The sequence below is a fragment of the Nocardia sp. NPDC050435 genome, from assembly GCF_040655395.1.
GTDB lineage: Bacteria > Actinomycetota > Actinomycetes > Mycobacteriales > Mycobacteriaceae > Nocardia.
Genome location: NZ_JBFAJW010000009.1, coordinates 88,074 through 101,569, shown reverse-complemented (window position 1 = coordinate 101,569; position 13,496 = coordinate 88,074). Strand labels below are relative to the sequence as shown.

Sequence of the window (13,496 nt, the reverse complement as noted above, 5' to 3'; positions counted from 1 at the left end):
AAGTCTGCCAGTGTGTCCGGCCGATCCTCAGGCAGCGCGAGTGAGGGTGTAGTCGCCGGGATCGAGTTTGCGCAGGCGGCGGCGGTAACTGGTCTGCGAACCAGGCCAATTGTTGGTGATGCGCCCGGCCGCGTTGCGGTACCAGCTGGTGCAGAAGTTCCAGGGCGTGCGGGCCAGCCGCTGCTGCAGGGCGGTGTTGAACTCCTCCTCCAGCTCGGGGCGGACCGCGAGGAAATGGCCGGGCCGGGCCGCGAGCAGCGTGACCGCCTGCCGGATATAGCGGGCCTGGGTCTCCATCATGTAGATGATGGAGCCGACGCCGAGGTTGGTGTTCGGGCCGTAGACCAGGAACAGATTCGGGAAATCCGGCACCGCGACGCCGTAGTAGGCGTGCGCGCCGCCCGCCCAGGCATCGGCGAGTTTGCGCCCGCCCCGGCCGAAGATCTGCATGGGCCAGAGGAATTCGGTGCCCTTGAAGCCGGTGCCGTAGATCAGCACGTCGGCCTCGTGCAGCGTGCCGTCGGCGGTGCGCACGCCCGCCGGGGTGATCTCGGTGATGGCGCCCGTCTCGACGTGCACGTTGGGCTGGGTCAGCGCGGGGTAGTAGTCGTTGGAGAACAGGCCGCGCTTGCAGCCGATCGGATAGTCCGGGGTCAGTTTGGCGCGCAGGGCCGGGTCGGCCACCTGCTTGCGCAGGTGCCGGCCGGCCAGCGCCGCCACCAGCCGCGCGATCGCGGGGAACTCGACCAGGCCCAGGGAGACGAATTCCGCGATCGCCCACCAGCCGAAGCGCTCGGCGAGCAGGACGCCGGGCAGCCGGGCGAAGAGCCGGTGCTGGACGGGCGAGTAGTCGGTGTCGAATTTGGGGATCACCCAGGCCGGGGTGCGCTGGAACAGCGTGAGCCGGGCGACCTCCGGCTGGATTTCCGGGATGTACTGGATGGCACTGGCGCCGGTGCCGATGCAGGCGACCCGCTTACCGGCGAGCTCGACGCTGTCGTCCCACTCGGCGGAATGGAAGGCCGGTCCCGCGAAGGTGTCCACACCGGGGATGGCGGGCAGCGCGGGCCGCGAGAGCTGGCCGACGGCGGAGATCAGGACGTCGCAGGTGCGCACGCCGCCGTCGGCGGTGCGCACGGTCCAGCCGGCGGCCGCCTCGTCGAACTCGGCGGCGGTGACCTCGGCGTCGAAGACGATGGCCGCGAGCAGATCGTGGCGCCGGGCGACCCCGCGCAGATAGTCGTGGATGGCGCGGCGGCCCGAGTAGCGCTGCGGCCAATCCGGCTTCGGCTCGAAGGAGAAGGAGTAGAGCGGTGACGGCACGTCGCAGGCGGCGCCCGGGTAGACGTTCTCCCGCCAGACCCCGCCGAGGTCGGCGGCCCGCTCCAGGATGGTGATGTCATGAAAGCCGCTGCGCCGCAGCTCGATCGCGGTGCCGATGCCGCCGAAGCCGGCGCCGATGACGATGATCGAGGGGCTGTTGTCCTGTGCCATGTCCTGCTGCCTGCCGCCCTGCGGTCTGTGACCGTGCACACAGACTCTGCCTCCACTGTAGGGGCCGGGCACCGGCCCGATCGACAAATTCGGCCATAATGGGTCGCATGCCCGCAGCTTCCGTGCCCGCCGACCCGCAGCGGGTCGTCGATCCGGGCATCCGGGATTGGAATTTCCCGCGCGGCATCGCGAGCGTCGCGCTGATGGTGGGCTACGCGGGGGAGCGCGGGGTGCCGGTGGCGCGCCTGCTCGGCGGCACCGGGCTGCACGAGCAGACGCTGCACGATCCCGACGCCCAGATCGACGCGCACCTCGAACTCGCGGTCGTCCGCAACCTGGTGCGCGAACTCGGCGACCGGCCGGCGCTGGGCGTGGAGGTGGGCCGCCGCTACCGCATCACCACCTTCGGGATCTTCGGTTTCGCCTGCGTCAGCAGCCCGACGCTGGGCGAGGCCATCACCTTCGCGCTGCGCTTCCTGGAGCTGAGCTTCACCTTCTGCCTGCCGGTCGCCGAGTGGAGCGCGGGGGAATTCGTCGCCTTCGTGCACGACGAGGCGGTACCCGCCGACGTGCGGCAGTTCCTGATCGAGCGCGACGTGACCGCGATGCAGCAGGTGATGAGCGATCTGCTGGGAGAGCAGCTGCCGCTGACCCGGGCCGAATTCCGTTTCCCCGAACCGGAGTACGCCGATCGGATCCAGGAGGTCACCGGGGTGCCGCCGCGGTTCGGGCGGCCGCACAATCTGTTCGCGCTCGACCCGGCGGTGCTGGAACAGCCGCTGCCCCAGGCCAACGAGCACACCTGGGCGATGTGCCTGACGCAGTGCCGCGAGCTGGTGGATCGCCGCCGCGCCCGCACCGGCATCGCGGCGCAGGTGCGCGAGCTGCTGGTGCCCGGCGGCGCCGACGGATTCTGCGCCCCGCCCGGAATCGACACCGTGGCAAGCGATCTCAACATGAGCACGCGCACGCTGCGCCGCCACCTGGACGCGGCGGGCACCAGCTACCGCGCGCTGCTGGACGAGGTGCGCCGCGCCCTCGCCGAGGAAATGCTCACCGCCACACCGCTGTCGGTCAGCGACGTGGCGATCCGGCTCGGCTACGCCGAATCCTCCACGTTCATCTACGCGTTCAAGCGCTGGACCGGCAGCACCCCGGCCGTGTTCCGCCGGGAGCGCGCCCTGGCCCGCTGAGCCGCGCTCAGACCTGAAGCGTCGGATGCGGCGTCGGCTCGGTGGCCAGCACGCTCACCCGCCCGTTCATCGGCACCGGGCGGAAATGCGTGGTGATGCGCCCGTTTTCGATCACGTGCAGGGCGATTGCGGGATCGGGCGCGTAATCCATGACGTGGTCCGGCAATTCGAGTTCCCACTCGCCGCCCAGCACCGAGGCGGTGCTCGGCGCGGTCAGCAGCGGTTTGCCCGCGAAGGTGGTGACCGCCGCGGAGTGCGCGTGCCCGGTCAGCACCGCGAGGATGCGATCGTCGTTCGCGACGATCTCGGCGAGCGGATCCGGGTCGGCCAGCGCGATCACGTCGACGACCGGGCTGAACAGCGGTGCGGGCGGGTGGTGCAGCGCCAGCAGGATCGGGTGCTGCTCCGGCGCGCCGCGCAGCACCTCGGCCAGCCAGTCGTAGGTCTCCGGGGCGATCCGTCCGCCGGCCTCGCCGGGGATCGACGAATCCAGCAGTGCCACAGTCACTCCCGCGGCCGAGGTACCGTCGGTGATCCAGGCGACCTGGTTGATCGGCGTGGTCGCCGCGGGCTCGCCGAGCAGGCCGGTGCGGAAGGCCCCGCGGTCGTCGTGATTGCCGGGCAGGAAGTGCAGCGGAATCTCCGAGCGCAGGGTGGCCGCGGCCTGCGCGTACTGCTGCGGGCGGCCGGAATCGGTGACGTCGCCGGTGCAGAGCACCGCGTTGGGCCGGTGCCGCAGGGCGCCCAGGAATCCCATCACGCGCTGGGCGCGTTCGGCGTTGCGGGCGCCGAGATCGAAGTGTGTATCGCTGACCTGAGCCACCAGGATCATCGGCATCCGCTTTCTCTGGGGATCGCTCCATTGCGTTCAGAGTGCGCCCGCGGGGCGCCTCTTCAGGCTAAGTGACCTGCGCATTATCCGTCGTCATGAGGCTGGACACCCGTTGCTTCCGGATAGCCGGACCGTGACGACGCTCACACCCCGGGGTGCTGCGCCCACGCGGCCGCCACCGCGTTCGCCGCCGCCAGGATCGGCGCGGGGTCGAGGCCGGCCGGTTGCCAGAAATCCGGACCGGGCACGGCTTCCAGCGCCAGCTCCGGCGGGGTGCGCCAAGGCGCGCTCAGCCCGAGCCGCCAGGAGTGCAGGTGCGTGCGCGGATGCGCGCCGGACTTGTCGAAGAGCGGATCGCCCACGATCGGATGGCCGATCCAGGCCAGGTGCACCCGCAACTGGTGTCGCCGCCCGGTGACCGGGCGCAGGGCCAGCACCGCGTGCTCGGTCGTGCGCGCCAGCGTCGCGAAGTGCGTCAGCGACGGATAGTTCTTGCCTGCCAGCAGGTCCGTGTCGTCGACATACCAACGGCCCGAACCCGATTCGCGGATGGCCTCGCGCGGCGCCGCGATCCGCACCCGGTTCTTGCGTCCGACGCTCAGCGGCAGATCGAGCACGCCGCGGTCGGGCAGATCGGGCGCCGACACGATCGCCAGGTAGGCCTTGTCCGCGGTCTGCTTGTTGAACTGCCGGGTGAGCTGCCCGTGCGCTCCGAGTTCGCGGGCCAGCAGGATCAGCCCCGAGGTCACCTTGTCGATGCGGTGCACCGGGTACAGGGTCTCGCCCGCCGCGGCGGCCAATTCGACCAGATCCGTGTCGTGCCGCTCGCCGGTGACCGAGATCCCCGCGGGCTTGTTCAGCGCGAGGATCGCCGCGTCCTGCTCGACGAGGTACCGTTCGCGCAGCTCTGGCCAGTTCATCTCCACCCGGTGAGCCTAATCGGGCGGCGGAAATGCCTGACTGCGCGCCGGAGCGGACATATTCTGGCCCTGCCCGCTTTTCCGAATCCCGGGACATCGTCTCGGCCGCGAGTAGGAGACAGCATGAGCAGTAGCGAGACCGAAGCGGGGAGGAAGCAGGCCGCCAGGGGGATGGCAGACGGCGAAGCCGGCGGGGCGGGTAAATACAGCGGAGTGGGGGAGAAGGACGCGCCGAAGAAGGACCCTGGCCAGCGGCCGTCCGGTGCGAGCGCCCGCCCGAAGCCCAGCATGATGCCGCGCAAGAAGCCCGACTGATCAGCCGTTCTTGTCGCGCAGCACGTGCGGCCGCAGGCGGTTGAAGCCGCGGACCCGCACACTGCGCAGGTGCCGGATGTCGAACTCGGGCTCACCGGCCAGCGCCGCGGCGGCGCCGTCATCGATCAGGATGGTGCCGGGCCGCGCTACGCCGGTGAGCCGCGAGGCCGTGTTCACCACCGAGCCGTACAGATCGCCGAAGCGTTGCAGGACCGGGCCGTAGGCCAGTGCCACCCGCAGGTCGGGGGTGCCGCCGACCATCATGGTGGACTCCTGGATGGCGAGTGCGATCCGCGCGGCCGCGGCGGCCGTCTCCGCCGCGAACATGACCTCGTCGCCCACGTTCTTGATGACCCAGCCGCCGTTGTCGGTGATCGCGGCGGTCGTCGTGGATTCGAACGCCTCCAGCAGCATCGACAACTCGTCCGGGTGCAGATGGCGGGTGAGGCGGGTGTAGCCGACCATGTCGGCGAAGCCGATCGCCAGCGCGCGGGTGGAATCCTCGGCCGGGGTGCTGCCGTCGATGGAGCGTGCCAGCGCGGCGGCCAGATGCCGCCGCCAGGCGTAGGTCTGCAAGTCCTGCAGGACCGCGACGGTGGCCTCGGTGGCGGCCCGGGCGGTCTCGGCCAGGTCGGTCTCCTCGCCGCTGTGCGCGGCCTGGGTGATCCGGTTCACGATCTCCGACAGCACCAGGTCGGCCTGCCATTCCGCCAGCCGGGCCATGCTCTGGCCCAGCGTGCGGGCGGCCGCCGCCTGCTGGCGCACGTCGGCCGCCGCGACTACGCCCAGGCCGCGGAAATCACGCACGGCCTCGATGTCGGCGGCCGTGTACTCGACCGCTTCGTCGTCGGGATTGGCAGGGAAGCCGAGCGCTGTCCACAGCCGCTTGGACACCTCGGTCGGCACGCCGGACCTTTCAGCCACCTCGCGCCGGTTGTAGCGGCGCGCGCCGTCCAGCAGGTAGGACTCCACCACCTGCTGGACCAGCTCCGCCATCTGCTTGTCCTCCATGATCGTCACCTTACGGCCCGCCGGTGACCCGACGCTGTGATCGAGGGCGCGTGGGGGCACCTCACAGGTCCAGTCGCAACCATTCGCCGACCGAGGGCACCCCATTCGTGCCGACCGCGAACACCAGGTACCAGCCCGGCGGCGCCAGCGCCGGGTCGGCGGGCAGCGTGAGGGCGATCGAATCGGGTGCGGTGCCGGTGAACTCGACGTCGACCAGGCGCTGCTCGTTGTCGGCGGAGTGTGTGGTCGCGCCGGGGCGGACCAGGTTGACCTCGCGAATCGGGCCGGTGACCGACGCGGCGAGGGTGCTCCCGTAGCCGGCGGTGTCGCCGGACAGCGTCAACTGCGGCCGAGCGCCCTGGAAAAGATAAGGCGGCCAATAGATTTCGATCCGCAACTCCTCGGTCTTGCGCGCCGGATTGGAACCCGCGGTGACCACTTTGCCGTCGGGGGTGAGCAGCGCGACCGAATGGTAGAGCCGGGCGACGCGGCAGGGCCCGGTGTGCATCCAGGTGCCGTGCGCGGGATCGAAGATCTCCGCGTGCGGCGGTGCCGCGTGCGCCATCTCCTCCATGCCCGAGCCGCCGGTGGCGAGCACCGTGCGGTCGGGCAGCAGCACCGCGCACAGATGCATGCGCGCGTGATCCATCGGTGGACCCGGAACATACACGGGGACAGGCGCTTTCAAATCTACGATACGCGTGTCGGCCAAAGCCGGTGCGGGACTGTGCATATCGAAGCCACCGCCGCCGAGGATCATCACCTTCTGCTCCTGCGCGGGCGGCAGCAGTACGCTCGCGGCCTGATTGCGTGAGCCCGGATCGGCCAAACCCGGCACCTCCCGGACGTTTCCGGTTCCCGGATCCCAGATGCTCGGGCGCATGCCGTTGTTCCCGCCGTACTGGCCGCCGGTGTAGAACACCCGGCCGCCGGTCAGCAGGACCAGATGGCCGTACATCGGGATCGGGCCGGGCACGGGCAGCGGGCTCCAGGTGCCACTGGCGCGGTCGAACAGCTCGGGGACCACCGAGAGGAAGTTGTCGGCGCCGAGCCCGGACACCGCCACGGCGTTGCCGTCGGGCAGCGTGATCAGCGACGGGTACCAGCGTCCGAATGCCATGTCCGGCAAACGATTCCAAGTGAGCGCGATCGGATCGAAGAGCAGCGTGTCCTTCAGGCCGTAGAACGGGTCGTAGCGCTCGGTGCCGCCCGCGGCGAGCAGCTTGCCGTCCGGCAGCATGGTCTGCCCGACGCAGAACAGATCGATGGGCGTATCCGGCGCGTCGAAGCCGGGGCGCGGGTAATGCCATACGCGGGTGCGGAACTGGTGCGCGGCGTGCTGGTCGGGATCGTTGCCGGAGCCCGCGAAGAACAGCACGTCGCCGGTGTGCAGCAGGGCGGCGTGCACCGGGTTGATCTCGGTCCCGAAATCGAGGATCCGCCACAGGCCCATGTGCGCGGCGTGGTCCAGATCGGTCTGTATCTCCAGCACCTGGAGATAGCCCGCGTTGAGTCCGGGCGGATTGTCGATGGCACAGAGGACGAGTTCCGGGATGCCGCCGGTGGGCCGCAAAGCCACGGCGGCGCCTTGGTTTTCGTGGAATCCCCAGGGCAGCACGGTCCAGGCGCTCCAGCCGTCCAGGCAATGCCCGGTGCCGTCCAGGCCCCAGCCGATGGTGTAGACGCCGGAGTTCACGCCGCCGGGATTGTCCACCGCGAACACCAGCAGGGCGGGACGGCCGTCGCCCAGCGGATTGTCCGCCACGGTGATTCCGGCGCCCTGGTTCTCGAAGCCGTACCAATCCGGCACCGCGACCCAGGGTGTCCACTCGGCCACCGTGCCCTCGGCGGTCAAGCCTTTGGCCAGCCGGAACTGGCCGCTGTTCTGGCCCGGCGGGTTGTCGACGGTGAGCACCACCAGCGTCGGTTGTCCGTCGAGGCGGGTGAGGGCGATGTCGGCGCCCTGATTCTCCCAGCCGAACCAGTCCGGCACCGGCTGCCAGGGCGTCCAGCCGCCGGTGACGGTGCCGTCGGCGGCCAGATCGCGGCCGACTCTGAAATATCCCTGATTCTGATTGGGGGGATTGTCGACCACGAAGACGACCAAATCCAGCCGCCCGTTGCCGCTGAGATCGCCCAGCGCGATCCCCGCGCCCTGGTTCTGCCAGCCGAACCAATCCGGCACCTGCAACCACGGACCCCAGCGCGCCACCGTGCCGTCGGCCGCCAGCGCGAACCCCACCCGATACACCCCGGCGTTCTGGCCCGCTGGATCGTCGACCATCAGCACCACGACATCGTCGGCGCCGTCGCCCGACACATCGCCGATAGCGAGACCGCAATCCTGATTCTCGGCCGCGAACCACTCCGGGATGGGAACGAATTCTCCTGCCACGGTTCCATACTCGTGGCCCGGCGATGATCTCGCCAGCACTTCGAGCAGTTGTCCGCCGATGTCCGCCTTAACCGCGGTTAAGGCGGAAACGACGATCGCCCTCCCCGTGCGGGAAGGGCGATCCGGGCGAACGGATTACGAGACCAGTTGCCGCAGTTCGGCGATCAGCGCGTGTACGCCCGCGCGATCCAGATGGGCGAACAGGGCCGGCGCCAGCGTCGCCGCGCCGACATCCCACTTCTTGAACGACTTGGTCAGCTCGTCGATGCCGACGGGCGCGGGCGGTTTGCGCTCGGGCTTCTTCTCCCCCGGCGCGTCCTCCGACTTGTCCAGCGTCGCCTGCCAGCGCGCCACCTGCTCGGCCATCGGCACCTGCGCCAGGCTGCGCGCCACCCGGATCGCCAGTTCGCCCGCCCGCAGCTTCTGCTGCAACTGCGGCGCCAGCTTGAGCAGCGCGCGCCGCTGGGACACCCAGGCCTCGGTCTTGCCCAGCGCCACCGCCGCGGCCGCGCCGGTGCCGCAGTCGGCGACCAGATCCTCCACCGCCCGAGCCTCCTCGATCACGTCGAGGTTCTCCCGCTCCACGTTCTCCCGGATGGCCGCGATGCGCAGCGCCGCCCGGCTGACGGCGACCTCGTCCTTGACGACCAGCTCCAGGGTTTCGCGCCCGTACTTCTGCGCGGCCGCCAGCCGGCGACAGCCGTTGACGACGACCAGTTTCGCCGTGCCCAACTCCCCCGCGTCTTCGGGCCACAGCTTCAGATAGGCCGCGCGCGTGACCACCAGCGCCGGCTGCAACTGGATCTCGGCGATCGATTCCAGATCTTCCAGATTCTGCTCGCCGTCGCGCGGATTGCGCGGGTTGGCGACCAGATCCGTCAGCGGCGCCGCGGTCAGGGCCGCCGAATTCAGCACCGCCGCCGCCCAGCGCGGCGGATTGGCCGGATCCGGTACCGCCTCTTTGCCGTCCACCACCGAATTGATTCCGGTCGAGTGCACCAGCGAGGCCAGATCGGTGCGCTTGCCGCGTGCCATCAGCGTCCACCCGCCTTGAGTTCCAGCGCCAGCCGCGCGAAATCCTGGCGGCATTCCAGTGAGACCCGGTTCTTCGGATATTGCGTCACCACAACCCCTTCCGCGGACGCGCGGGTGTGCACCTTGTAATGGCGCACCACGGTATTGGCCAGCGGCCATTCGTTCGCCTTCGCGAAGGCTTTGGTCTGCTCCAGATCGACGTCGCCGTCGCGCGGATCCCAATTGTTGATGACCACCAGGTAATCCAGCCCGCGCGGTTTGATCAGCGTTTCGATGGTGCGGGCCGTCGGATCGAAACTCAGCGGCTCGGGCTCGAGCGGGACCAGCACGTGCGTGGCCGAGTCCAGCGCGGCGTGCAGGGCGTCGGCGTAGGCCAGCCCGTGCAGCGGGTCCTCGCTGGTGCCCTCGTGCCCCATCCAGCCCGGCGTGTCCACGAAGACCTGCCGGATGCCGTCCAGGTCCCGTAGTCGGCGCAGGCCGTCGACATCCTCGTCGGTCTGCACGATGTGGAACGGCAGTACCTTCATCCGTTCGGCCCACCAGGCGGCCGAGCCCTGCGGGTCGATGCTGACCACCGCGACCGGGGACGGCTCGTCCGGGGCGGCGGCGAGCACCTCGGCGGTGGTGGCGGCCAGGTTCATCGACAGCGTCGATTTGCCCACTCCGCCTTTCTGATTCAATATCAGTTCGACTTCGGCATTCGCCATGTGCGTGGGTCACCTCCGTGTGCTTCACCCACCTGCCGTGGGCTACTTCGGATTTCGGGGGAGTACCGCCGGAAAATTATGCGGCGCTGTCGAAGATAATCCGGTCCGATTCTTCTCCGGGGATGACGCGCACACTCGGAGACAGTTATCGGTTTGTTATCCAATCGCGCGTGTGTTGCGTTAGGTGCACGAATTACATCAGTGTCATATGGGTAATGGAACAGCTGTGCGAATGAGCGACCGTGATGGTTTTCGACATCAGATTCGAGGCTTTGCGGCCTCGATGCGAGCATCGGAGGACCGATTCATGGCTAGACATTTGTGGCGTTTCATAGTCGGCGGATTGCTGGTCGCCGCCGGCGCAGTGGGAATCATGCTCTACACCGCCGGTACCGCGGCGGCGCAGGAAATCGAAGTCGCCGGAGTCGGCACGATCGAAATGCCCGACCAGATCCACATCCCCGCCGGCCTGCCCGGCATCCAGATCCGGCCGCAAGCCCCGACCCGTGTCTCGCCCGGGTCCGAACGGCCGATGACGACAGCCCCGCTGCGGATCGAGCTACAGACCGAGACCGGCCCCATGGTGGCCCTCGAGTCCGCCACGCTCTCCGCCCCCGAAACCGACGTCCCGGTCGGCCCGCTGATGGTCACGGAGGCCGAACCCGAGCTGTCCGAGGAGGAGTCGACGCGCAGCGCCGCGCTCGAGGCAGCGCGTTCCCGCCTCGGCGCCGACTACCGTGCCGGCTCCAACGGACCCGACTCCTTCGACTGCTCCGGCCTGGTGCAGTGGTCCTACGAGCAGGCCGGCTCGGACGTGCCGCGCACCAGCTACGAGCAACTGTCCACCGGCACCCCGGTCGAGCTGGACGAACTGGAGCCGGGCGATCTGGTCTCCTACTACGACGGTGGCCACTCCGCCCTGTATGCCGGCGACGGCGAGGTGATCCACGCTTCCACCTCCGGCGGTGGCGTGGAAATGACCTCGATCGATTCGATGCCGGTTACAGGAGCCCGCCGCCTGTAGCCCGGCGGCCCCGCGGCAGCTTCGCCGGCACCGGTATGAGGATGTGCGCCGACGCTGCGGTCAGATCCCGGCCCTTGGTCTCCGGCGCGCCCCACACGCAGATCAGGAATCCGAGGGCGGTGACGACGGCCGCGCACAGGAACGTCGGTCCCAGCCCGAGATGGTCCAGGGCCCAGGGCAGCAGGTAGGTGCCGAGCGCGGCGCCGACACGGCTGACCGAGGTGGCGAAACCGACTGCGGTAGCGCGGATGTGGGTCGGGAAGAGCTCGTTCGGGTAGGTCCAGTCGAGCACGTTGGGCCCGCCGCAGAAGAAGGCGTACAGGCACAGCATCAGCAGGGCCCAGCCGACATGCATGTGCGGCCAGATCCCGATGGCCAGCACCGGAATGATCATCAGGCCGAAGCACCAGACGATGGTCGGCCGGCGGCCGACGGTGTTGATCAACCGCATCGCGGGCAGGCAGCCGACCAGGAACACCATGCTGATCAGCGCGACGCCCAGGGTGTCCATCCAGGTGCCCTTGGGCATGCCGAAGCCCTCGAGAATGCGCGGGCCGAAGGTCAGCATGGCGAACAGGACCGAGACCTGGCACAGGAAGAACCCGGAGCAGAAGGCCGTCCGCTTACGGAACTTCGGCGTGAACAGCTCGCGGATCGAGCCCTGGTGCCGCGCCTCCGACGGCTCGATCAGGTCCTGTGGATTCACCCGCTGGTGCAGGTATTTCTCGATCATGTCGGCGGCTTCCTCGGCGCGCCCGTGCTGGGCCAGCCAGCGTGGCGATTCCGGCGCGGTGGACTGCCGGATGATGAGGAAGAACGCGCACAGCAGCGCGCCACTGGCCAATTGCCAGCGCCAGCTGTCGTTGCCGAGAAAGGTCAGGCACAGGTAGCCGACGACGAAGGCGAGCACCGAGCCCAGATACCAGGCGACGATCTGGAAACCGAGCAGTGTTCCCCGTTGTTTTCGCGGCAGCCATTCGCTCAGCAACGAGGTGGCGATCGGATAGTCGGCGGCCACCGCCATGCCGAGGACGAAACGCAGGATCACGATCAGCCAGACCGATTCGGTCCAGAACGACAGCACCGAACACGCACCCATCACCACCAGGTCGGCGGTGTACATGAATTCGCGCCCGATCTTGTCGGTGAGGACGCCGAACAGCGCGCCGCCGACGAACATGCCGATCAACGCGGCGGCGCCGATCAGGCTGATATCCGTGGTGCTCAAATTCAACTCGTCGGTCATCCCGATCAGCGCGGTGCCGACGATGCTGAGGATGTAGCCGTCCAGCAGCGGGCCGCCGGAGCACGCGATAGCCAGCCGGGCATGGAATCCGGTGAAGGGTGCGTCGTCGATCACGGTGCTGGAAATCGGAGCCTCCTCGCCAAGAATTCTCGATTAGCGAATATTTAGCAAACGCTGCGAACCTACCCCGGCGCGGTGTGCCGCCCTCGATTCGACACGCGAAATGCACAGCGCCCGAGCCATTCCTGCGAAGGGTGTACCGGCGTGTCGGCTGGCGTATTTGCGACTGTGAGACACCGGAATTCGGGTCTGTTCGGTATTTTGCTGAGCAAAGAAGGTGGGAGGTATGCGGGTGCGCACGACATCGCGATCCGGCCGGATTCTCGCGGGCTGGGTGAAGAAGATCGTCACGGTACTGGCGGCGGCCGGGATCCTGTCGACCCTCGGAGCGGCGGTGGCCACGGCCGCGCCCGCGGGCGGACGTCAGGATCTGATGGTGCCGTCGAGCATGGGCCCGATCAAAGTCCAGGTGCAGTGGGCCGCGCGCGGTGGCAGCGCCGCGCTCTACGTCCTGGACGGGCTGCGCGCGCCCGGCGATCACAACCAGTGGGTCACCGACACCGACGCGCTGCGCCAGTTCGCCGGTGACAACGTCACGCTGGTGTTCCCGGTCGGCGGCCGCTCCAGCTTCTACACCGACTGGTATCGCCCGAGCAGCACCAACGGCCAGAAGTCGACCTACAAGTGGGAGACCTTCCTGACCCGGGAGTTGCCCGCCTACCTGGCCCAGCGCGGGGTGTCGCGCACCAACAACGCGATCGTCGGCGCCTCGATGGGCGGCAACGCCGCGCTCACCCTGGCCGCGCACCATCGCGACCAGTTCAAGTTCGCCGGCTCGTTCTCCGGCTTCGTGAACCCGACCTTCCCCGCCTGGAACCAGGCGATGCGCGCCGCAATGTGGGACGAGGGCATGTACAACGTCGACGACATGTGGGGCCCGGCCGGCGACCCGGCCTGGCAGCGCAACGACGCCACCCTGCAGGCCGAAAAGCTGCGTGGGCTACCGATTTACGTCACCACGGGCAACGGCGTGCCCGGGGTGCTGGACCTGGCCAACGGTCTCGGCAACACGATGAACGCCATGGGCTTGGAGGCGATGGCGGTCACCGCCACCCGGATCTTCCAGGATCGCCTGACGGCCTTGGGAATTCAGGCCCGTGTCGACTTCACCAATGGCACCCACCACTGGCCGTACTGGCAGCAGGCGCTGGCCAACGCCCGGCCGATGATCCTGGACGCGCTCCGGGTGAAGTGAACCGCGTGG

At 68.9% G+C, this 13,496-nt stretch carries 12 protein-coding genes; 4 read left to right on the top strand and 8 right to left on the bottom strand.

The window, feature by feature from the left end; genetic code table 11:
- Positions 1–27: 27 nt before the first annotated feature.
- Positions 28–1,494, bottom strand: a complete 1,467-nt coding sequence (locus AB0I43_RS26320; RefSeq protein ID WP_356975181.1) for an NAD(P)/FAD-dependent oxidoreductase — start codon at positions 1,492–1,494, stop codon at positions 28–30.
- A 107-nt stretch (positions 1,495–1,601) separates the two neighbouring features.
- On the opposite strand from AB0I43_RS26320, the gene AB0I43_RS26315 reads away from it, so the two are divergent.
- Entirely contained in the window at positions 1,602–2,687 is a 1,086-nt protein-coding gene (locus AB0I43_RS26315) for an AraC family transcriptional regulator (RefSeq protein WP_356975183.1), read from the top strand.
- 7 nt (positions 2,688–2,694) lie between these two features.
- Here the strand turns inward: AB0I43_RS26315 and AB0I43_RS26310 are convergent, their stop codons facing one another.
- Both AB0I43_RS26310 and AB0I43_RS26305 read right to left on the bottom strand, forming a co-directional pair.
- On the bottom strand, positions 2,695–3,525 hold the full coding sequence (locus AB0I43_RS26310) for a metallophosphoesterase (RefSeq protein WP_356975185.1): 831 nt from the start codon (positions 3,523–3,525) through the stop codon (positions 2,695–2,697).
- A gap of 137 nt (positions 3,526–3,662) precedes the next feature.
- Positions 3,663–4,439, bottom strand: coding sequence for an RNA pseudouridine synthase (locus AB0I43_RS26305; protein WP_356975187.1), 777 nt, complete (start codon positions 4,437–4,439; stop codon positions 3,663–3,665).
- 123 nt (positions 4,440–4,562) lie between these two features.
- Here AB0I43_RS26305 and AB0I43_RS26300 point away from each other — a divergent pair, with 123 nt between their 5' ends.
- Positions 4,563–4,754 (top strand): hypothetical protein, encoded by a 192-nt coding sequence (locus AB0I43_RS26300; protein WP_356975189.1) that lies wholly within the window; start codon positions 4,563–4,565, stop codon positions 4,752–4,754.
- Here AB0I43_RS26300 and AB0I43_RS26295 read toward each other — a convergent pair whose 3' ends face one another.
- The 4 genes from AB0I43_RS26295 to AB0I43_RS26280 form a co-directional block, all read right to left on the bottom strand.
- The gene (locus AB0I43_RS26295; protein WP_356975191.1) at positions 4,755–5,765 is read right to left on the bottom strand and encodes an adenylate/guanylate cyclase domain-containing protein; all 1,011 of its coding nucleotides are present in this window, start codon (positions 5,763–5,765) and stop codon (positions 4,755–4,757) included.
- Between the two features lie 61 nt (positions 5,766–5,826).
- Positions 5,827–8,160 carry a galactose oxidase early set domain-containing protein gene (locus AB0I43_RS26290; protein WP_356975192.1) on the bottom strand — a complete coding sequence of 778 codons (2,334 nt, stop codon included), beginning with the start codon at positions 8,158–8,160 and terminating at the stop codon, positions 5,827–5,829.
- A gap of 135 nt (positions 8,161–8,295) precedes the next feature.
- On the bottom strand, positions 8,296–9,195 hold the full coding sequence (locus AB0I43_RS26285) for a ParB N-terminal domain-containing protein (protein ID WP_357432744.1): 900 nt from the start codon (positions 9,193–9,195) through the stop codon (positions 8,296–8,298).
- Complete coding sequence (locus tag AB0I43_RS26280; RefSeq protein ID WP_356975195.1) at positions 9,195–9,902, bottom strand: ParA family protein; 708 nt, start codon at positions 9,900–9,902, stop codon at positions 9,195–9,197. Before AB0I43_RS26280 ends, AB0I43_RS26285 begins: the two co-directional genes overlap by 1 nt.
- A 307-nt stretch (positions 9,903–10,209) precedes the next feature.
- Between AB0I43_RS26280 and AB0I43_RS26275 the strand changes: the two genes are divergently transcribed.
- Positions 10,210–10,926 (top strand): NlpC/P60 family protein, encoded by a 717-nt coding sequence (locus AB0I43_RS26275; protein WP_356975197.1) that lies wholly within the window; start codon positions 10,210–10,212, stop codon positions 10,924–10,926.
- On the opposite strand, the gene AB0I43_RS26270 is transcribed toward AB0I43_RS26275, so the two are convergent.
- The gene (locus tag AB0I43_RS26270; protein ID WP_356975199.1) at positions 10,904–12,286 is read right to left on the bottom strand and encodes an MFS transporter; all 1,383 of its coding nucleotides are present in this window, start codon (positions 12,284–12,286) and stop codon (positions 10,904–10,906) included. The genes AB0I43_RS26275 and AB0I43_RS26270 overlap by 23 nt on opposite strands.
- A gap of 232 nt (positions 12,287–12,518) precedes the next feature.
- On the opposite strand from AB0I43_RS26270, the gene AB0I43_RS26265 reads away from it, so the two are divergent.
- Complete coding sequence (locus AB0I43_RS26265; RefSeq protein WP_356975201.1) at positions 12,519–13,487, top strand: alpha/beta hydrolase family protein; 969 nt, start codon at positions 12,519–12,521, stop codon at positions 13,485–13,487.
- Positions 13,488–13,496 lie beyond the last annotated feature (9 nt).

What these genes read in the sequence shown, in the direction of transcription:
- AB0I43_RS26300 (WP_356975189.1), top strand. Translation starts at nt 4,563, where the DNA reads ATGAGCAGTAGCGAGACCGAAGCGGGGAGGAAGCAGGCCGCCAGGGGG.
- AB0I43_RS26265 (WP_356975201.1), top strand. Translation starts at nt 12,519, where the DNA reads ATGCGGGTGCGCACGACATCGCGATCCGGCCGGATTCTCGCGGGCTGG.
- AB0I43_RS26285 (WP_357432744.1), bottom strand. Translation starts at nt 9,195, where the DNA reads ATGGCACGCGGCAAGCGCACCGATCTGGCCTCGCTGGTGCACTCGACC.
- AB0I43_RS26310 (WP_356975185.1), bottom strand. Translation starts at nt 3,525, where the DNA reads ATGCCGATGATCCTGGTGGCTCAGGTCAGCGATACACACTTCGATCTC.
- AB0I43_RS26305 (WP_356975187.1), bottom strand. Translation starts at nt 4,439, where the DNA reads ATGAACTGGCCAGAGCTGCGCGAACGGTACCTCGTCGAGCAGGACGCG.
- AB0I43_RS26295 (WP_356975191.1), bottom strand. Translation starts at nt 5,765, where the DNA reads ATGGAGGACAAGCAGATGGCGGAGCTGGTCCAGCAGGTGGTGGAGTCC.
- AB0I43_RS26275 (WP_356975197.1), top strand. Translation starts at nt 10,210, where the DNA reads ATGGCTAGACATTTGTGGCGTTTCATAGTCGGCGGATTGCTGGTCGCC.
- AB0I43_RS26280 (WP_356975195.1), bottom strand. Translation starts at nt 9,902, where the DNA reads ATGGCGAATGCCGAAGTCGAACTGATATTGAATCAGAAAGGCGGAGTG.
- AB0I43_RS26320 (WP_356975181.1), bottom strand. Translation starts at nt 1,494, where the DNA reads ATGGCACAGGACAACAGCCCCTCGATCATCGTCATCGGCGCCGGCTTC.
- AB0I43_RS26315 (WP_356975183.1), top strand. Translation starts at nt 1,602, where the DNA reads ATGCCCGCAGCTTCCGTGCCCGCCGACCCGCAGCGGGTCGTCGATCCG.